Annotated in this window: 19 protein-coding genes and 1 tRNA gene; 2 read left to right on the top strand and 18 right to left on the bottom strand. The window is 48.4% G+C overall.

From position 1 onward, the window contains the following. Positions 1-50: 50 nt before the first annotated feature. Positions 51-1,958 carry a transketolase gene (locus TRQ7_RS06100; protein WP_041844240.1) on the bottom strand — a complete coding sequence of 636 codons (1,908 nt, stop codon included), beginning with the start codon at positions 1,956-1,958 and terminating at the stop codon, positions 51-53. 116 nt (positions 1,959-2,074) lie between these two features. Here TRQ7_RS06100 and uvrB point away from each other — a divergent pair, with 116 nt between their 5' ends. Continuing rightward, entirely contained in the window at positions 2,075-4,069 is a 1,995-nt protein-coding gene (gene uvrB, locus TRQ7_RS06095) for an excinuclease ABC subunit UvrB (RefSeq protein WP_041844239.1), read from the top strand. Between the two features lie 15 nt (positions 4,070-4,084). On the opposite strand, the gene TRQ7_RS06090 is transcribed toward uvrB, so the two are convergent. The 10 genes from TRQ7_RS06090 to ltaE all read right to left on the bottom strand — a co-directional run bounded on the left by TRQ7_RS06090 (position 4,085) and on the right by ltaE (position 11,771). Continuing rightward, positions 4,085-4,162, bottom strand: a tRNA-Asp gene (locus tag TRQ7_RS06090). 38 nt (positions 4,163-4,200) lie between these two features. Beyond that, positions 4,201-4,755: a 2-oxoacid:acceptor oxidoreductase family protein gene (locus tag TRQ7_RS06085; RefSeq protein ID WP_041844238.1), complete on the bottom strand. Its 555-nt coding sequence runs from the start codon at positions 4,753-4,755 to the stop codon at positions 4,201-4,203. Between the two features lies 1 nt (position 4,756). Next, complete coding sequence (locus TRQ7_RS06080; protein WP_041844237.1) at positions 4,757-5,500, bottom strand: thiamine pyrophosphate-dependent enzyme; 744 nt, start codon at positions 5,498-5,500, stop codon at positions 4,757-4,759. Then, positions 5,497-6,552, bottom strand: a complete 1,056-nt coding sequence (locus TRQ7_RS06075; RefSeq protein WP_041844236.1) for a 3-methyl-2-oxobutanoate dehydrogenase subunit VorB — start codon at positions 6,550-6,552, stop codon at positions 5,497-5,499. The genes TRQ7_RS06080 and TRQ7_RS06075 overlap by 4 nt, the downstream gene beginning before the upstream one ends. Positions 6,553-6,563: 11 nt before the next feature. Next, positions 6,564-6,797 carry a ferredoxin family protein gene (locus TRQ7_RS06070; RefSeq protein ID WP_038067330.1) on the bottom strand — a complete coding sequence of 78 codons (234 nt, stop codon included), beginning with the start codon at positions 6,795-6,797 and terminating at the stop codon, positions 6,564-6,566. A gap of 18 nt (positions 6,798-6,815) precedes the next feature. Further along, positions 6,816-7,973, bottom strand: a complete 1,158-nt coding sequence (gene buk / locus TRQ7_RS06065; RefSeq protein ID WP_015919439.1) for a butyrate kinase — start codon at positions 7,971-7,973, stop codon at positions 6,816-6,818. Continuing rightward, positions 7,966-8,781, bottom strand: coding sequence for a phosphate acyltransferase (locus tag TRQ7_RS06060; protein ID WP_236681685.1), 816 nt, complete (start codon positions 8,779-8,781; stop codon positions 7,966-7,968). The genes buk (TRQ7_RS06065) and TRQ7_RS06060 overlap by 8 nt, the downstream gene beginning before the upstream one ends. Before the next feature lie 47 nt (positions 8,782-8,828). Continuing rightward, the gene (gene buk, locus TRQ7_RS06055) at positions 8,829-9,902 is read right to left on the bottom strand and encodes a butyrate kinase (RefSeq protein WP_041844234.1); all 1,074 of its coding nucleotides are present in this window, start codon (positions 9,900-9,902) and stop codon (positions 8,829-8,831) included. A gap of 160 nt (positions 9,903-10,062) precedes the next feature. Next, complete coding sequence (locus TRQ7_RS06050; protein ID WP_041844233.1) at positions 10,063-10,662, bottom strand: hypothetical protein; 600 nt, start codon at positions 10,660-10,662, stop codon at positions 10,063-10,065. Positions 10,663-10,739: 77 nt separating this feature from the next. Then, entirely contained in the window at positions 10,740-11,771 is a 1,032-nt protein-coding gene (ltaE, locus tag TRQ7_RS06045) for a low-specificity L-threonine aldolase (RefSeq protein WP_041844232.1), read from the bottom strand. Between the two features lie 93 nt (positions 11,772-11,864). Between ltaE and TRQ7_RS06040 the strand changes: the two genes are divergently transcribed. Then, positions 11,865-12,689: an aldo/keto reductase gene (locus TRQ7_RS06040; protein ID WP_041844231.1), complete on the top strand. Its 825-nt coding sequence runs from the start codon at positions 11,865-11,867 to the stop codon at positions 12,687-12,689. Here TRQ7_RS06040 and TRQ7_RS06035 read toward each other — a convergent pair. From TRQ7_RS06035 to dnaB, 7 genes are read right to left on the bottom strand one after another with little or no spacing between them, the layout of a single operon-like run. Further along, positions 12,669-13,448 carry an HAD-IIA family hydrolase gene (locus TRQ7_RS06035; protein WP_041844230.1) on the bottom strand — a complete coding sequence of 260 codons (780 nt, stop codon included), beginning with the start codon at positions 13,446-13,448 and terminating at the stop codon, positions 12,669-12,671. The two genes, TRQ7_RS06040 and TRQ7_RS06035, sit on opposite strands and share 21 nt — an antisense overlap. Further along, positions 13,438-14,166, bottom strand: coding sequence for a 23S rRNA (guanosine(2251)-2'-O)-methyltransferase RlmB (rlmB, locus tag TRQ7_RS06030; protein ID WP_041844229.1), 729 nt, complete (start codon positions 14,164-14,166; stop codon positions 13,438-13,440). Before rlmB ends, TRQ7_RS06035 begins: the two co-directional genes overlap by 11 nt. Beyond that, entirely contained in the window at positions 14,072-14,539 is a 468-nt protein-coding gene (locus tag TRQ7_RS06025; RefSeq protein WP_015919431.1) for a ribonuclease III domain-containing protein, read from the bottom strand. Before TRQ7_RS06025 ends, rlmB begins: the two co-directional genes overlap by 95 nt. Positions 14,540-14,543: 4 nt before the next feature. Next, entirely contained in the window at positions 14,544-15,452 is a 909-nt protein-coding gene (locus TRQ7_RS06020; RefSeq protein WP_041844228.1) for a DNA double-strand break repair nuclease NurA, read from the bottom strand. 4 nt (positions 15,453-15,456) lie between these two features. Further along, the gene (locus TRQ7_RS06015) at positions 15,457-16,194 is read right to left on the bottom strand and encodes a ZIP family metal transporter (protein ID WP_041844227.1); all 738 of its coding nucleotides are present in this window, start codon (positions 16,192-16,194) and stop codon (positions 15,457-15,459) included. A 9-nt stretch (positions 16,195-16,203) separates the two neighbouring features. Then, entirely contained in the window at positions 16,204-17,094 is an 891-nt protein-coding gene (locus tag TRQ7_RS06010) for a purine-nucleoside phosphorylase (protein WP_015919428.1), read from the bottom strand. Continuing rightward, positions 17,078-18,433 carry a replicative DNA helicase gene (gene dnaB, locus TRQ7_RS06005; protein WP_038067313.1) on the bottom strand — a complete coding sequence of 452 codons (1,356 nt, stop codon included), beginning with the start codon at positions 18,431-18,433 and terminating at the stop codon, positions 17,078-17,080. The genes TRQ7_RS06010 and dnaB overlap by 17 nt, the downstream gene beginning before the upstream one ends. Positions 18,434-18,437: the final 4 nt, after the last annotated feature.

Below are 18,437 nucleotides of genomic sequence, written 5' to 3'. Positions count from 1 at the left end.
TACGAGGGGATTCTCTCCCCTCGTAGAATTTTACCATAACAGCGATGTTTTCAGAGCATTTCTTTGAGTCTTGAAACGATGCCTTCCTTGTCCAGACCGTAGAGTTTGTAGAGCAGTTTGTAATCTCCGGATACGGCAAACTCTGGAACACCAACCCTGACGTATTTTTTCGGCAGGATTCCATTCTCAAGAAGCACCGTTCCAAGATAACTTCCAAGTCCGGTGAAGACGTTGTGATCCTCCACCACAAGAACGGGCTTTCCATCGAGCATCTTCAGTGTCTCTATGTCAAGATCCACAGGGCAGGATACGTTCAGCACAGAAACTTTGATCCCTTCTTTTCTGAGATCGTCGGCTGCTTCTACCGCCAGATGGAGGGTGGATCCGTACGTTACGATCGCAGCGTCGTTTCCTTCCCTCACAACGTCGATCTTTCCGTACTCGAAGGCGTAACCCTCTCCGAAGAAGGGTTTTCCGTTTTCATCCAGAATGATGGGAAGTTTTGATCTTCCCATGGCGATCACGAAGTTTCCGTACTCTTTTGCAGCGTATCTTACCGCTCTGTCTGTCTGGTTCGGATCTCCGGGAACGATCACCTTGAAACCGTACCAGTTCATGGGGCCGGAAATGTAATCGAGTCCGTGGTGAGTTTTTCCGTCTTCTCCCACGTTGAGACCACAGTGCGTGACGACGACCTTCAGATTCGTTCCGTTTATGGCGTTCAGTCTGTGCTGGTTGTAGGTCTCGGAGATTCCAAAGACACCGAAGTCAGCAAAGAATGTGATCACACCCTCTGCAGAAAGTGCTCCTGCCATGGCGGCGGCGTTGTGTTCCTGAACACCAACTTCCAGAACCCTTTCCGGAAATTCTTTGTCCAGAAGGTCCAGTTTCACCGAGCCTTTGAGGTCGCAGTCCACAGCGACGATGGGCGTGGCATCAGAGTTACCCGCGTTCTTTTTCACCAGATCGAGAAGTGCTTTTCCAAAGGCGCCTCTGTTGTCAAGGGGTTCAGTGTAGGTGATGGGATCCCCCGTGTCGATCTTCACAGGGTAGGTTTTATAGACTTTTCTGTGCTTTTCCACAGGAAGTTTCTTTCTCTTTTCTATGTAAACATCCACGTCGTTTTCGATGCCGAGTTCTGAAAGGGCCCTCTCCAATTCTTCTCTGTTCAGAGGTTTTCCGTGGTATTTGACTTCGTTCTCCATGAAGGAGACGCCCTTTCCCATGACCGTCTTTGCAAGAATGGCAACCGGATTCAATTCGTCTTCAACTGCTTCTTTCAAGGCAAGGTAGATCTGTTCGTAATCGTGACCGTCAATTTCGATGACTCTCCATCCGTCTGCTAGGTAATTCTCCTTTATGTTCACGGGCATGACGTCTCTGGCTCGTCCGCTGATCTGGGCATCGTTGTAGTCGACGATCACGGTGAGGTTTGTGACACCGTACTTCTTCGCCACTCTTCTTGCCTCTGCCACCTGTCCTTTTGCCTGTTCAGCATCGCTCATCAGAACAAAAACGTGGTAATCTCTTCCCGTGAACCTGGACGCGAGTGCAAATCCAAGACCGGCCGAAAGACCCTGACCGAGGTTCCCTGTGGTCCAGTCGACTATTCCGACTCCACGGGTCACGTGCCCTTCGAACACAGAAGCGGGATGTCTGAATCCCGTGAGAACTTCATCAAGATCGACAAAACCAAGGCGAGCCATTGCAGCGTAAACACCCGGAGAAGTGTGACCATGGCTGATCACGATTCTATCCCTTGCAGGATCATCGACGGGTTTCAATTTTGCGTATTTGAAAACGGTGAGATACAGATCGATGGAGGACATGGAACCACCGGGATGTCCGGAGTTTGCGATGTAGGTCATCTTCAGGATGTCTCCGCGGCAGAGTCTTCCAAGTTCTTTCAGTTCTTTGAGTTCGCTTTCTGGAAGCTTTTCGTAAGGGAATCTTTCCATTGTTAAACTTCACCTCCTCCGATTGGAGTCATAATAATGTGTGGAAATGTTTTCATCCATCTTCTGAGATTCTACCATTATTGAGATGTTAAAAAGTTTTCAAGGAGGAAAAAATTGTGTTCAAGCTGGTGAGTGAGTTTGAGCCCACCGGTGACCAGCCTCAGGCAATAGAGAAACTGGTGGAAGGATTGAACAGAGGAATGAGGTTTCAGACGCTTCTCGGTGTCACGGGAAGCGGGAAGACCTTCACTATGGCCAACGTGATAGCGCGTGTGAACAGACCTGCCCTCGTCATCTCGCCAAACAAAACTCTCGCTGCACAGTTGTATCAGGAGTTCAAAACCTTCTTTCCCGAAAACAGAGTGGAGTTCTTCATCAGTTACTACGACTACTACCAGCCGGAGGCTTACATACCCACAAAGGATCTCTACATAGAAAAGAACGCCGATATAAACGATGTGATTGTGAGGATGCGCATGTCCACCCTGAAATCGGTCAGAACCAGAAGGGACGTCATTGTTGTTGCGAGTGTCTCGTGTATTTACGCCACAGGGGATCCAAACGATTTCGACAGGATGAACATAAAACTCTCTGTGGGAGAAAGACTGGATGTTTTTGAACTTGCAGAAAAACTTGCAAAGATAGGATACCAGAGAACCGAAGATGTCTCTCTCTCCGGATGTTTCAGAATAAGAGGTGATACGCTGGAGATCTATCCCACTTATCAAGATGAAGGTATCCGTGTTGAATTTTTCGGAGATGAGATAGACGCGATTTCCCTGATAGATCGCTTCAATCGAACAACCCTTGAAAAACTCGATAAGGTCATCATCTATCCCGCCGTGGAGTTCGTAACGACCGAAGAAAAGCTGAGAAGAGCAATAGAATCGATAAAAGAAGAACTCAGAGAAAGACTCGCCGAACTCAAGAAACAGGGAAAAATACTCGAGTACGAAAGACTGAAACAGAGAACCCTGAACGATATAGAACTTCTTGAAACCATGGGATACTGCCCCGGCATAGAGAACTACTCCAGACATTTCGACGGAAGAAAGCCGGGAGAGCCCCCTTACACACTGCTTGATTATTTCGATGATGATTTTGTAGTCTTCATAGACGAGTCACACATCACAGTGCCCCAGCTCAGGGCGATGTACAACGGTGATCGATCCAGAAAGAAGAACCTGGTGGAGTATGGTTTTCGTCTTCCCTCTGCCTACGACAACAGACCTCTCACCTTCGAGGAGTTCCTGAAGAAGGTGGGACAGATCGTATTCGTTTCAGCCACACCTGGAGATTTTGAACTTTCCGTTTCCGAGCAGGTGGTTGAACAGATCATAAGACCGACCGGCCTTGTTGACCCGGAGGTGGAGGTGCGTCCGACCAGAGGACAGGTGGACGATCTCATAAACGAAATAGTGAAGGTGAAACAGAGGGGAGAAAGAGCCCTCGTGACGGTTCTCACCAAAAAAACGGCGGAACTTCTGAGCGAGCATCTCACAGAACTGGGTATAAAGTCTCTGTATCTTCACTCGGAACTGGATGCAATAGAAAGGGTTGAGGTGTTGAAAAAGCTGAGGCGCGGCGATGTGGACGTGGTGGTTGGTGTGAACCTGTTGAGGGAAGGCCTGGATCTTCCGGAAGTTTCCCTTGTTGCCATCATGGATGCCGACACAGAAGGATTTCTTCGCTCAGAGACAACGCTCATTCAGATAATAGGAAGAACTGCAAGAAACGTGAATGGAAAGGTGATCATGTACGCCGACAGGATAACAAACGCCATGAAAAGAGCGATCGAAGAAACAAACAGAAGAAGAAGAATACAACTTGAGTACAACAAAAAGCACGGTATCACACCGCGTTCCATAGTGAAACCCCTTGAAATAGAGGTGTTCGAACAGTTCATGGTGAAAGAAGAACCTGCCGAGTATGGTGATACAATCAAAAACATCTTTTCCATGAAAGAGAGTCTTTCTCTGGAAGAATACGTGGCTCTCCTCGAGGAAGAGATGTACCGGGCTGCGAGTGAGTTGAGGTACGAAGATGCAGCGGCACTGCGCGATGAGCTCTTCAGGGTGAAAGAAGCGTTGAAAAAGAAAAAGGGGCATTGAGCCCCTTATTTTTTCTGGCGGGGACGACGGGATTTGAACCCGCGACCACCGGTGTGACAGACCGGCATGCTAACCGGGCTGCACCACGTCCCCTGAACCGAATACTATTTTCTCAGAAAAGAGATACCTTGTCAAGAGGATCCGCGATGTGATTTTTTTATGTATTCCCTTCCCCTGTCCAGTGCCATCAGATCTATTTCCAGAAGATCTTTCCTGGTTATTTTCTCGCTGAGGGCTTCTCTGACAGCCTCAAAACTCACCGCTTTTGTCACTTCAAGAAAGGCTCCAAGCATCACCATGTTGGCTGCTTTTGTGTTCCCCAGTTCTTCTGCGATTTCGTTTGCAGGAACTTTGACTGTTTCAACGTCGTCTCTCTCCAGTACGTGTTCAACTATCGATGAGTTCACAAAAAGAATTCCACGATGTTTCAGTCTTGGACCGAACTTCATCATCGATGGAAAGTTCATCGCTATCACTTCTGTGGGATGATCTACAACGGGCGAGTTGATGGGCTTTTCATCGACGATGACCGTGCAGTTTGCCGTGCCTCCTCTCATCTCCGGACCATAGGAAGGAAGCCATGTGGCGTTTTTTCCTTCGATGACGGCCGCCATTGCTATGATCTGCCCTGCAAGCATGACGCCCTGTCCACCGAACCCTGCTATCACCACAGCATGATAACTCATATCAATCCCCCACTCTGTCCACGAAGATCTTTGGCGGAAATTCCTTCACCATGTTACTCAGAAGCCATTCCTGAGCCTCTACAGGTGTCATTTTCCAGTTGGTTGGACACGTGCTCAGCACTTCCACGAGTCCAAACCCAAGACCCTTCAACTGGGCAAGAAACGCCTTTCTTATGGCTTTTTTTGTGTTCAGAATGTCTCGAGGAGAACTGACGGTGGCGCGTTCAAGGTACGCAACACCCGGGATCGTGCTCAGGAGTTCGGAAACATGGAGCGGAAATCCTTCGTTTTCCGCGTTCCTCCCACGTGGGCTCGTGGTGGTTTTTTGCCCTAACAGGGTCGTTGGAGCCATCTGACCTCCGGTCATACCGTACACAGCGTTGTTCACGAATATCGTCGTCAACTTCTCTCCCCGGTTGGCCGCATGGATGGTTTCTGCTATGCCTATAGATGCAAGATCACCATCACCCTGATAGGTAAAGACCACGCGATCTGGCAACGCTCTCTTAATACCCGTTGCCACCGCAAGGGCTCGTCCGTGTGGAGCCACGGTTCCGTCCACCTCGAAGAACTCGTAGGCAAAAACAGAGCATCCCACAGGGGCAACCATTATGGTTCTGTCCTGTATGTTCAGTTCGTCTATCACTTCGGCTATCAGACGATGAATTATTCCGTGGTGACAGCCAGGGCAGTAAGTGAACTCTTTGTCGTTCAGAGATTTTGGCCTTTCGAATATGACCTTCATCGTATCACCTCCTTGAAAGCAAGACGTATCTCTTCCGGTGTTGGAACAACTCCGCCCATCCGTCCATAAAAATGGACAGGAACTTTTCCGTTCACCGAAAGCCTGACATCTTCCACCATCTGTCCAGAACTCATCTCCACCACGAAGATACACTTCACCTTTTCTGCGATTTCACCCAACCTTTTTTTAGGAAAAGGCCAGAGAGTTACCGGCCTGAAAAGTCCCACCGGCAGTTTTTCTTCTCTCAGTTCGTCCACAACGCTCTTCAAAATCCTCCCGACGGTTCCATACCCTACCAACAGATATTCGGCATCGTCCGTTCTGTATTCCTCCCATCGCTGCTCTTTTTCCTCGACACGCTTGTATTTTTCCTGGTAGCGTATGTTCATCTGTTCAAGTCCAACTGGATCTATATTGAAAGCGGCGATCCTGTGTGGTTCTCTGTTTCTGGCACCAGTTAACGCCCAACCTGAATGATCCGGCAGTGTGGAAATGTCTCTCATCTCAGGAAGAACCACCGGTTCCATCATCTGACCTATCATTCCATCCGCCAGCACGAGAACAGGATTTCTGTACTCATCAGCGAGGTCAAAGGCGAGCTGTGTCAGATCAACGGCCTCCTGAACCGTTGAAGGAGCCAGAACGATGAGCCTGTAATCTCCGTGCCCTCCTCCCTTCACCGCCTGAAAGTAGTCGCCCTGAGAAGGCTGAATGTTACCAAGCCCCGGACCACCACGAATCACGTCGACGAAAACACACGGTAGTTCTGCGCCTGCTATGTACGATATGCCTTCCTGCATCAAACTGAAACCAGGAGAGGATGTTGAGGTCATAACACGCTTTCCCGTACAGGCAGCTCCGTACACCATGTTCACAGTTGCCACTTCGCTCTCTGTTTGAAGGAAAACCCCACCCACTTCCGGGAGTCTTCTTGCCATGTATTCGGCTATTTCACTCTGGGGTGTGATGGGATAGGCAAAGTAGAGTCTGCAGCCTGCCCTTATGGCGGACTCTGCTATCGCTTCGTTGCCTTTCATCATGATCTTCTTCATACTATCACTCCTCAAGCCCTCACCTTCTCCTTCTTCCTGACATCACGGAAGACTGTGATACAGACATCGGGACAGCTGAGGTAGCACAACCCGCACGCTATGCAACCCTCACCTCTGTATTCGGCTGGATGGTAACCCTTCGAGTTGTACTTTTTGGAAAAGCCTATCACCTTGACTGGACAAACGCTGATGCACAGACCGCATCCTTTGCACCTTTCCGAATCGATCGTTATGTGTCCTCTCATCCTTTCACCCCCGCTCTCTCATTTTGAACTCTGCCTGAGACGGTTTTCCCGAGATCGTATCAGTTCCAGATGAAAATCGTGCTTTTCTCTCCACTTTCTTGCCTCTTCTGCGTAGTTTTTTGCCTTTTCTTTTCCTTTCAGAACCCTTAATACTGAAAGAGCAAGTGCTTTTTCTTCGTTGCTTCCAGGAAAGACCAGAACGGGCGCTATGAAACTCACCTTCTCCTTTATCCAGGGAACGAGAAACTCGTTTTCATATGCAAGACCTCCTGTGAGGACGATGTAGTCAACATCTCCATTCAAAACAGCAGCCATCTTTCCGATCCACTTGACTATCTGATACGCCATCGCCCTGTAGACTCTTTCTGCCCATCTGTCACCTTCTTTGATCCTCCTTACAACCTCTCTGGCATCGTTGGTTCCAAGATAGGCGATGAGTCCTCCGTTTCCCACAACACGCTTTCTCATCTCTTCGTACGAGAACCGCCCACTGAAGCACAGATCGATGAGCTGTATTAGAGGAAGTGTACCGCTTCTTTCAGGTGTGAAAGGGCCATCACCGTCCAGTGCGTTGTTTACGTCGATGACTTTCCCTTTCCGATGAGCGGCAATTGAGATGCCTCCTCCCATATGAGCGACAACGAGGTTCAACTCTTCGTATCTTCTTCCTACAGATCCTGCCACTTCTCTTGCAACGGCTTTCTGGTTGAGTGCATGAAAAATGGACCTTCTCTGATAATCAGGATGTCCGCTGATTCGTGCAACTTCTTCCATCTCGTCGATCACAACAGGATCAACGATGTAAGCAGGGGCTTCTGTTTGAAGTGAAAGATCGTACGCTATGAGTGCCCCTAGATTCGAAGCGTGTTCACCGTTTTTTCCCGATTTCAAGGTTTCAACCATCAAATCGTCGACGATGTAAACTCCCCCTGGAACGGGATCCACAAGCCCACCACGACCAACGAAAGCCGAGAAGGAAAAAAGAGAATAACCAGAATCCTCGACGAATCTCCTTATCAGGCTTTCTCGAAACTCCAGTTGATCGACGATCTTTTGATACCTTCCAATCTCCTCAGGTGTATGAGCGATGTTTTCCATCTTCACCATATTTTCGTCCTCGAATATCGCCATTTTTGTGGAAGTGGAACCGGGATTTATGACGAGTATTCTAAACATTCGACCTCACCCCATTCTGGGCTATCAGCACTCCAAGGAGAATCGAGAGGAATCTGGTTTCCTCTCCGTCTGCTCGGGACGTGAGGATGATCGGCACTCTGCTTCCAGCAACGACGATAGCGGCTTTGCCGTGGGAAAAGTACACCAGCGCTTTGCTGAGGATGTTTCCCGCCTCTATGTGCGGAACGATCAGAACATCGGAAAAGCCCGCCTCTTTGCTGAGTGCAAAGTCCAGGGTAATCGGTCCATCTACGATGCAGTCGCTTCGATGCTGAAACATCTTCGACAGGATGATCATCTCGGCTGTCAAGGAATCTTCCTTACCTGTTCCAAGAAGAGCGACTCTTGGTTTTTCTATTCCCAGGGAGTGAGCAACAAAGACTGCGTTTTCTACGATGTCTATTCTTTGCTGAAGATTCGGCGAGATGACCATTCCTCCATCGGAAATGACGATCAACTTTTGATAGGTGGGAACCTCATGAACACTCACAGCGGAAAGGATTCTTTCGGTTCTGAGGTTGTACTCTTTTCTGAGAAAGATGGACATCAACTCACCTGTCTTCACCATTCCTTTCATCAAGATGCCTGCGTCATCCTTTGCAACGCTCTCTACAGCCATCCTGGATGCCTCGATGGGATCTTCTGTGTTGATTATCTCCACGTCGAGAGTCACACCCATTGAATCTGCAAGGAGTTTCATCTTTTCTTTGTTTCCAAAGAGAACGGGTTCCACTATTTCCATCTCTTTGGCCTTCAAAACGGCCTTCATGGTCTCTTCATCGTGAGCCATCACCACAGCAAGTTTCATCTTTTTCCTGAAAGAACTCACCGTTTCTATCAGTTCCGAAAAGGATCTCATCGCATCACCCTTTGAAAATACCTGGCTTTTTCCTCCCCTCTGAGAACTCTCAAAACTCCGAGTGCAAGGGCTTCCATCTCCATATCTCCTGGGATTACTTTCACTTTCCCGAATCTTCTAACATAATCAACAATCATGTCCACAAACCTTCTCTCCTGAGCCATTCCACCTGTTATCACTATGGCGTCCGGCTTTTTCCCAAGAACGGCACACATACCACCTATTTCCTTCGCTATCTGATAGGCCATGGCTTCAACAATCAGTCTGGCTTTCTCTGAACTTTCCATCATATTCATTGCCTTTTTCAAATCTCCTGTTCCAAGATAAGAGATCAACCCACCACTTCTGGTGAATTCTCTCTTCAGATCCTCGGCAGAATATGTACCAGAGTAGGCTGTTTTCACCACGTCTCCCACGGGAAGTTCTCCCGTTCGCTCCACACTGAAAGGTCCTTCATCGTTGGCGTTGTTGACATCTATCATCCGGCCGTTTTTGAGTGCACTCACGGAGATGCCACTTCCAAGATGGGCAACCACCATATTAACCTCTTCGAGGGATCTTCCCATCTCCTCTGCTACCTTTCGTGCCACGGCTTTGATGTTCAGTGCATGAGAGTAACTTTTTCTTTCGATTTCGGGGATCCCGGAGAATCTGGCCTCATCGCACATTTCGTCCACGGAAACAGGATCAACAACGAAGCAGGGTATTCCATGAGGTCTGCCCAACCTGTACCCAATGACGGCAGCCAGGTTTGAAACGTGGTCTACGGGAGAGTGATTCAAAAGATAATCCAGCATGTGATCGTCCACCACATAGGTGCCACCGGGCACCGGTTCGAGTATCCCTCCACGAGCAGCGATGGCGTCAAAATCTTCAATTCTGTAGTTGTTATTTTCCAGGAATCTCTCTATGGCATTTCTTCGTAATGGTTCTTGATCCATCACCCTTTTGAAATTTTTCAGCTTCCCCAGATCGTGGTAGATCCTATTTTCACACACCTTTCTTTCGTCCTCGAACACGGCGATCTTTGTGGAACTCGATCCAGGATTTATGACGAGAATTCTGTACAACCTACCACCTCTTTTTTATCTAAAGGTTACAGTAATTTTTAAGAGATGTTCCATATGAATATTACCATATAGAAACATTCAGATCAAAATTTATCAACATTGAACCAAAAAAAGAAAAACGGGCCCCTTGCGGGGCCCGTCGGGCGGTGGGGAAAGAGATTCACTCCTGAACCATATCCTGAAGTACCTCGAAGCCTTCGTCTGTGAGGAGAACAAAGAGCATTCTTTCAAGTCCTCTGAATCTTCTGTACTGGTCGACTGTTATGATGTCATCCACCTTTCTTACAAAATCTCTGTAGGTGTCGCTGATCTCATCTTTCAGGTCCCACATCTGATCCTGAAGGTCTTTTGCTGTTTCTGTGTCTCTTTTCACCAGTGCGTTGTAGTACTCTTCGCGCAGTTGTGCCAGTTTCTCTTCCAGGGAATCGATCTTTTCTTTTGCCTCTTTGACGACGTTGTAGAGCTCTTTCAGCTGATCATCGCTCAGATTCAACTGGTTTAGCGCTTCTGCCACTCTTGTTTTGAATGCGAGTTTCAGCTGTTCTTCGTCTCTGATCCTCAATCCAAGACCGTAGTTGAAGCCTCTCTCGGCTCTCATACGATACTCCGGCACACCGTAGCCAAAACAGTTCTCCTTTTCATACATCAGGGGTTGTCTGTCGAATCCGGGTCCCATGGGGTATCCGCCAAAACCTCTGCCCGCCGCGAAGAGTCCCATGGCCGCCACAAGAACCATCATCACCACAAGAAACTTCTTCATGCTACCACCTCCTCTTCGAAGTTTCCGGTTTCATCTTATCGCTTCGACTGTGAAAAAAGCGTGAAATTTTTTCCGTGTCAGGAGAGTTTTTTGAAGAGTTTCTCGAAAGCGTTCAGAGCGTCTTCTATCTGCGATTTTGAGACGTCCTTGTGTGTCACCAGTCTGATCTCCGTGTCAGACAAGGAGGATGCCAGAACACCGTTTTCTTCGAGTTCTTTCAGAAACACGGAAGCGTTCACTCTCAGATTGTCGGTTCTCAGGATCACCATGTTGGTTTCTACATCTTCGGGATTCACCTGGTATCCAATCTCCTTCAATTTCATGGCGAGGAATCTTGCGTTTTCGTGATCTTCTTTCAGGCGATCGACCATTTTCGTAAGAGCAATTATTCCGGCAGCGGCAAGAACACCCACCTGTCTCATGCCACCACCAAGCATCTTTCTTGCCTTCCTTGCCCTTTTTATGAACTCGCTATCACCGACCACCACCGATCCAACAGGTGCACACAATCCTTTAGAGAGACAGAACATGACAGAATCGGCATACCTGGCGTACTCCTTCACAGAAATTCCGGAGGCAACAGAAGCGTTGAAGATCCTTGCACCATCCACATGAACGTTTATTCCGAATTCTTTGGCTATCGAGTAGATCTCTTTCATGTTCTCAAGAGGTATCACCCTGCCACCGGAGCGGTTGTGTGTGTTTTCGATGGTGATGAGAGAGGTTCTGGGAAAGTGGATGTTTTCAGGCCTTATGGCCTTCTTCACGTCGGCGGGGTCCATAACACCGTTTTTTCCCACAACGGGATGGGGCATGACACCTGAAAGAACCGCCATGGCTCCAACTTCGTACCAGAAGATGTGGCTGTTTGCCTCGAGTATCACCTCATCGCCTCTTTGAGTGTGTGCCATGATGCTTACTTGATTTCCCATGGTGCCAGATGGCACGAAGAGAGCATCTTCTTTTCCGAAGATCTCCGCTGCGAGTTTTTCCAGTTCGTTAACTGTGGGATCTTCCCCGTACACATCGTCTCCCACTTCAGCCTGAGCCATCGCTTTTCTCATCTCTTCTGTGGGTTTTGTAACTGTGTCAGAACGAAGATCTATCATTTCCTCACCTCCCATCGATTTTGTTTGAATTCTATCACCGTTTCCCAGAAAATGAGTTATAATAATATCAGACTAATTCAGGAGGTGTTAAGAATGATATACAAGGAACTTGGAAGAACAGGAGAGAAAATACCCGCCCTTGGGCTTGGCACGTGGGGAATAGGTGGATTTGAAACACCAGATTACTCGAAAGACGATGAGATGGTGGAACTTCTCAAAACGGCGATAAGAATGGGATACACGCACATAGACACCGCCGAGTACTACGGAGGAGGACACACGGAGGAACTCATAGGAAAGGCGATCAAAGAATTCAAAAGGGAAGATCTCTTCATAGTATCGAAAGTGTGGCCAACTCATCTGAGAAGAGACGACCTTTTGAGATCCCTGGAGAACACCCTGAAACGCCTCGATACAGATTACGTGGATCTTTACCTCATCCACTGGCCAAATCCTGAAGTTCCACTCGAGGAAACTCTGTCTGCAATGGCGGAAGGAGTGAGACAGGGCCTCATCAGATACATCGGTGTTTCTAACTTCGACAGAAAACTCCTGGAAGAGGCGATCAGCAAGTCAGAAGAACCCATCGTCTGCGATCAGGTCAAGTACAACATCGAGGACAGGGAACCCGAAAAAGACGGCCTTCTGGAGTTCTGTCAGAAAAACGGCATAACGCTGGTTGCCTACTCACCCCTGAGAAGAACCCTCCTTTCAGAGAAGGTGAAAACTGCCCTTGAGAATATAGCAAAGAACCACAACGCTACCGTGTTTCAGATCATGCTGGCGTGGCTTCTTGCGAAGCCGGGTGTTGTGGCCATACCAAAGGCGGGCAGAGTGGAACATCTCAGGGAGAACCTGGAGGCAACGAAGATAAACCTGACAGAGGAAGAGGTGAAACTACTGGATAGCCTCGCATAGTTCCTTCAGACTCTTGAACACAAAGTCAGGCTTTATACCGGAAGATTCCAGATCTTCCAGGGTGGTCTCTCCCGTGAGAACGAGTATGGAGACGATTCCAGCGTTTTTGCCAAGTCTTATATCGGTGTAGAGTCTGTCTCCAACCATTGCCATCTTTTCTTTTGAAACGTTGAACTTTCTCGAAATCACCTCAACCACCAGTGGGTTCGGCTTTCCCACTATGATGTCTGGTCTTCTACCGGTCGAGGCTTCTATGGCTGCCATGATGCTACCGGCATCCGGAATGGGACCTTCCTTCGATGGACAGTTCACATCCGGATGGGTGGCTATGTATTTTTTTCCCGATCTCAGCAATATACAGGCTTTCTTGAGTTTTTCGTATGTGAGGGTCTTGTCGAAACCGAGGACCACAAAGTCAGGATCTTCCTCTACCAAAAGGTGTCCATATTTCTCGAAAACCCTTTGCAATTGGGGAGTTCCCAGAAGAAAGATTCTGCTTGGTCCGTACTTTCTCAACATGTACTCCGCCGTCACTTCACCCGAGGTGATCACAGAGTCATCCGATACGTCAACACCCATCCTCCTCAGTTTTTCTACATAATCGGAAGGCCCAAGGGAGGAGTTGTTGGTGAAAAACACCGCTTTTTTCCCTTTTGCTTTAAGTGTTTCTAAGAACTCTACTGCACCGGGAAGGAGAGAATCATCGAGATAGAACGTTCCATCCATATCCAGAATGAAAAGATCTATTTCACTCAGCACGCTTCATCCTCCTCTGTCTCACCGCTTCGAAAAGGACGATTCCCACACTCACCGAAACGTTCAGAGAATCTATATCACTCTCCATGGGTATGGTCAGCACTCTGTCACACTTTTCTTTCACGAGTCTTCTGATGCCCTCTCCTTCGTTTCCAAAGACAAAAGCAGTTGGAAGTGTGAAGTCCTCTTCGTAAATGGGTGTGCCGTTCACGTCAGAGGCGTAGACCCAGACTCCCCTTTCTTTGAGTTCCTCTATTGTCCTTGCAAGGTTCGTCACAATCGCTATCTTTGCTCTGAAGACTGTTCCCGCAGAAACTTTAACCACCGTCTCTGTCACCTTCACGGATTTGTCTTTCGGAATGATGATACCGCTTGCACCAGCACCAACGGAGGTCCTGACGATGGCTCCCAGATTGTGTGGATCCTGAACCTGATCGAGTATCACTATCAGGGGAGGCGTTTTCGATTCCAGAATCTCCTCCACAGAGGAGTATCTGTACTCCTGTATGTCGAAGACCACTCCCTGATGTTTCTTTGTCCCCGAAAGTCTCCTTAAATTCTCCTCCGATTCAAAGGAGTATCTTATGCCCCTGTCTTCGACCTGTTTTACCAGAGAAAGAAAGTAACTACCTGGATTTTTCATCTTCTGAAAGAAAACTTTCTTTATCGGAACGTTGTTTCTGAGCGCTTCCTCCAGTATCTTCCTTCCGTACACCCTCAACGTTCATCACCGCCAGAAGTTGTTGAATTCTTTGAAAATCTCTCTTCAGGAAAAGATAACCAACGAGCGCTTCGAACCCCGTGCTTTTCCTGTAAAGTGGATCGTTTCCATATCTTTTGGCGGCCTTTGAATTCATCGCCCTTTTCACAACTTCTCGTTCTTCTTCGGTCAAAAGGTTCCAGAGAGATTCTAACATCCGTGCCTGCCCATGCTTTGAGGTCCACTCTTTCACCCTCTCGTGTATAGTGGAGATTTTGTAGTTGCCGGCGAATTTCAGACGAAACACAAGCTCAAGCACAGCATCTCCTACGTAGGCAAGAACGGCAGATGGAACACGTTCGGCCTTCGTATCAAATCGGAATATACCTTCCACCCTTTCATCTCCCGGCCCTCAGATACGCAAACAGTTTTGTGTTCATGTAGTGCTTGTCTGTGAGGTAACGGGAAAGACTCTCTTCTAAAAACTGGATCGGAAGAATGTTCTCCGGAAGTCTTGGAATGGGAAGATCTGCTGTGAGACGAGGAAGAGTGGCTGCAAGGTCATCGAAGGTCTTTTTCAAGAAAGGAATCTGTGCGTCATCTTCAACGTACGCTTCCAGTCTGATCAACCCTTTCGTTCCTTCACCATCAACGAGTTTCACGTATACTCCTATCTTCTTCATGGTACCGATTCCTGCAACGAACATCTGGCTTCTCTCTCCCCTTCTGAGGGAGCGAAGTTTTCTGAAATCCTCCCTTCTCAGATCCGTTGTGTTCACGTTCTTCACAAGACCGACAGGACCTGCACCTTCTCTGAACGGCAATTCCGGAACAGCGGGTCCATCCTTTACAACGAGAGTGCCACTCTGAAGGTGTTTTCTGACCTCCTGAATTTCCAGTTCCCTGAGATGGGAGTCCACCGATTCCATTGCTTCTCTTCCACCTTTTACTATCTTGAAAATGCTCCCTTCCACCTCAACGTATCCTTCTTCCGGAAAGTTCTGGGAAAACCCCAGCACCTTTTCCACAACCGGCGGAGATTGTGGTGAGAAAAGGGGAAACGTTCCCCTATCTTTTTCCCACACAACAGCACCTACACAGAGCTCAGCGAACACTCCTCTGAAGCCTTCGTCGGTTTCTATCCATACGAAACTTCTTCGTTTTCCATCCACGAAGATCATGCGCTCCAGAACCGTTCCGGTTTCTCGGCTGTCTTCTTCAAGAAAGTTCGATTTCTCCGAAAAACTCTGATCCCTTCTGTGCTCTTCGATCTCGTTCTGTACACTCTCCACCCTTTCGATACGCACGCTCTCACCCCAGTGCCACATCGAGGGACGCCATGACGATGAATCCTGTCATGATCCACCAGGTGGAAAGAAGTTCGTTCCCTTTGGAATGTGTCTCCGGGATCACCTCATCGCTCACAACGTATATCATCGCTCCGGCAGCGAAGGCCATCATGTAAGGAAGCAACCTTTGTGAAATCGAGACGATACCTGCTCCGAGGAGTCCACCGACTGCCTCCACAAGACCCGTAAGGAAGGTGATGAGAAAGGCTTTGCCCTTTCTGTACTTCATGGGGATCAGAGATGCCATAACTGCGGCTCCTTCCGGAATGTTTTGCACACCGATTGCGATGGCTATGGACAGAGCCTGCGGGGTGAAGGCAGAGACCCCAACTGCCATTCCCTCGGGAAAGTTGTGTATCGTTATGGCGATCACGAAGAGCCAGATGCCCTTCAGTCTTTTCACGTCTGGTCCTTCATGCCCCTTCAAAAGATGCTCGTGTGGAATGAGTTTGTCTGCGAGGTTGACGAACAATCCCCCGAGAGCAAAGCCCACTATGAACCTGATGATTCCTCCCATCTCGAGAGCGGGAGCAACCAGACTGAAAGCGCTGGCTGCTATCATGACACCCGCAGCGAAACCCAGAAACGAGTCGATCGTCTTGTCACTCGTGTGGTGTGGTTTCAAAAAAAGGAATGGCAACGCACCGAGAGAGGTTGCCATTCCCGCTATAGAACTGTAGAGTATTCCCTTCAGAATCATTTTTTCACCTCAGAGTTTTCTGACAACCTCGAATATGATCTGGGCGATCTTTCTTCCCGTCTTCTCTGCAACCTCAAGAACCTCTTCGGCGGTTAAGGGCTTGAGATCTTCGGGAACTGCTCTGTCCGTGATGGCAGAGATTCCAAGCACTCTGATCTGCCCGTGCCTTGCGACGATGACTTCGGGCACGGTGGACATCCCCACGGCATCCGCACCGAGCCTTCTGAGCATTCTGAGCTCCGCTGGAGTTTCAAAGCACGGACCAGTCACCGCCACGTAAACTCCCTGATAAACCGGTATTCCCAGCTCCTTTGCACTGCTGTAGGCAAGATTTATCAGTTCTTTATCGTAGGGTTCTGACATGTCTGGAAACCTGGGTCCCCACTCGTCCACGTTGGGACCTATCAACGGATTGTCTCCCATGAAGTTTATGTGATCGGTTATTATCATCGGCCTTCCCACTTCAAAGTCTGGGTTCAAACCACCGGCAGCGTTGGTAACGATCAGAATCTCTACCCCGAGAAGTTGCATCACCCTGATGGGGAAGGTGACTTCTTTCATCGAGTATCCCTCGTAGTAGTGGAACCTGCCATTCATCAGCATGACGTTCTTTCCAGAGAGTTTTCCGAAGATCAACTCTCCCTTGTGACCCGGTGCTGTGGAGATGGGAAAACCGGGTATTTCACTGTAAGGGATCTTTTTCGAAGCACCTTCCTTTTCCACTTCGTCCGCTATCACCGACAGTCCAGAACCCAGTATTATGGCTATCTCAGGTGATTCATCGATCTGTCCTCTCAGATATTCAACGGCCTTCTCCACTCTTTCTTTGTAGGCTTTTATGTCCACTTCGAACACCTCCCCGGTCTTTTTCAAGAAAATTCTATCACGAATGCACCACATCTACTTCGTGGAACGTCACCGTCCTCGGATCGAAGATGAGCGTGATCGTTCCAACGGGTCCGTTTCTCTGCTTTCCTATGATGATCTCCGCTTCGTGAGGCTCATGGAGTTTGCTTCCTTCCTTGTCTTTTTTGCTCTTATAATACTCGTCCCTGTATATGAAGATGACCGTGTCAGCATCCTGTTCGATCGCTCCAGATTCCCTCAGGTCACTGAGTCTTGGCCTCTTGTCCTCTCTTTGCTCCACCGCCCTGGAAAGCTGAGATAAAGCCACTACAACGATATCCAGCTCTCTTGCAAGGAGTTTCAAAGATCTGGAGATCTCCGATATTTCCTGCTGTCTGCTTTCTTTTCTTCCCTTGAGATGCATGAGCTGAAGATAGTCAACGAAAATGACCTTTACATCGTACTCCTTTTTCATTCTTCTTGCCTTCGCTCTCAATGTTCTCGGATCCAGAAGGGTTTCATCGTCGACTATTATTGGAGCTTTGTACAGTTTGGAGGCGGCTATCGTGAGTCTTTCCCATTGTTCCTGATCGAGATGTCCCGTCCTTATACTGTACAGATCCACACCGGACTCCATACTGAGGAGTCGCTGAGCCAGCTGTTCCTTGGACATCTCAAGACTGAAAATTCCAACTGGTATTTCGAAACTGACAGCCATGTTCCTGGCTATGGAGAGCGCAAAGGATGTCTTTCCCATGGATGGCCTTGCGGCGATGATCACCAGGTCGGAGTTATGAAAACCCGTGGTCTGCTTGTCCAGACTTTTGAAGCCCGTTGGAAGACCAGTAACGAGGACACCGGGTTCTATGACGTTTGCCCTTTCTCTGAAGTTTTCCAGGTTTTCAAAGACACGATGCATGATTCCTCTCAAATGATCGTACGACTTGGTTGTCTTCATTTCGGAGATTTCAAATATCATCTTTTCGGCGTTGTCAAGAAGAACATCCACGTCTTCTTCCATGTAGGCACTTTCGGAGATTTTTCTTGAAACCTCGATGAGTTGTCTCAGAATGGACTTTTCTCTGACGATTTCTGCGTAATGAACGGCGTGAGCAGAACTTGGAACCGCCTCTGCCAGACGGGCAACTTCCTCGTCCCCGCCGATTTCCTCAAGTTTTCCCATGCTCTGAAGTTTGTCACACACAGAAATAACATCCACCGGCTTTCCTTCGTCGTAGAGCTCTTCCATCGCCCTGAATATGTACTGGTGTTTCTTCAGATAGAAGTCTTCGTGACTCAGTATCTCCAGTACATCGTTTATGACGGATGGATCTATCAGTATGCTTCCAAGAACGGCAATCTCTGCTTCCAGGTTGTGCGGAGGTACTCGCATCCTA

Source organism: Thermotoga sp. RQ7 (assembly GCF_000832145.1).
Taxonomy (GTDB): Bacteria; Thermotogota; Thermotogae; order Thermotogales; family Thermotogaceae; genus Thermotoga; species Thermotoga neapolitana.
This window is presented reverse-complemented; position numbering and strand designations above follow the sequence as displayed.

What these genes read in the sequence shown, in the direction of transcription:
- TRQ7_RS06100 (WP_041844240.1), bottom strand. Translation starts at nt 1,958, where the DNA reads ATGGAAAGATTCCCTTACGAAAAGCTTCCAGAAAGCGAACTCAAAGAA.
- TRQ7_RS06085 (WP_041844238.1), bottom strand. Translation starts at nt 4,755, where the DNA reads ATGAGTTATCATGCTGTGGTGATAGCAGGGTTCGGTGGACAGGGCGTC.
- TRQ7_RS06080 (WP_041844237.1), bottom strand. Translation starts at nt 5,500, where the DNA reads ATGAAGGTCATATTCGAAAGGCCAAAATCTCTGAACGACAAAGAGTTC.
- TRQ7_RS06075 (WP_041844236.1), bottom strand. Translation starts at nt 6,552, where the DNA reads ATGAAGAAGATCATGATGAAAGGCAACGAAGCGATAGCAGAGTCCGCC.
- TRQ7_RS06070 (WP_038067330.1), bottom strand. Translation starts at nt 6,797, where the DNA reads ATGAGAGGACACATAACGATCGATTCGGAAAGGTGCAAAGGATGCGGT.
- buk (WP_015919439.1), bottom strand. Translation starts at nt 7,973, where the DNA reads ATGTTTAGAATACTCGTCATAAATCCCGGTTCCACTTCCACAAAAATG.
- TRQ7_RS06060 (WP_236681685.1), bottom strand. Translation starts at nt 8,781, where the DNA reads ATGAAACTTGCTGTGGTGATGGCTCACGATGAAGAGACCATGAAGGCC.
- TRQ7_RS06050 (WP_041844233.1), bottom strand. Translation starts at nt 10,662, where the DNA reads ATGAAGAAGTTTCTTGTGGTGATGATGGTTCTTGTGGCGGCCATGGGA.
- ltaE (WP_041844232.1), bottom strand. Translation starts at nt 11,771, where the DNA reads ATGATAGATCTTCGTTCTGACACAGTTACAAAACCCACAGAAGAGATG.
- TRQ7_RS06040 (WP_041844231.1), top strand. Translation starts at nt 11,865, where the DNA reads ATGATATACAAGGAACTTGGAAGAACAGGAGAGAAAATACCCGCCCTT.
- TRQ7_RS06015 (WP_041844227.1), bottom strand. Translation starts at nt 16,194, where the DNA reads ATGATTCTGAAGGGAATACTCTACAGTTCTATAGCGGGAATGGCAACC.
- TRQ7_RS06010 (WP_015919428.1), bottom strand. Translation starts at nt 17,094, where the DNA reads ATGTGGTGCATTCGTGATAGAATTTTCTTGAAAAAGACCGGGGAGGTG.
- dnaB (WP_038067313.1), bottom strand. Translation starts at nt 18,433, where the DNA reads ATGCGAGTACCTCCGCACAACCTGGAAGCAGAGATTGCCGTTCTTGGA.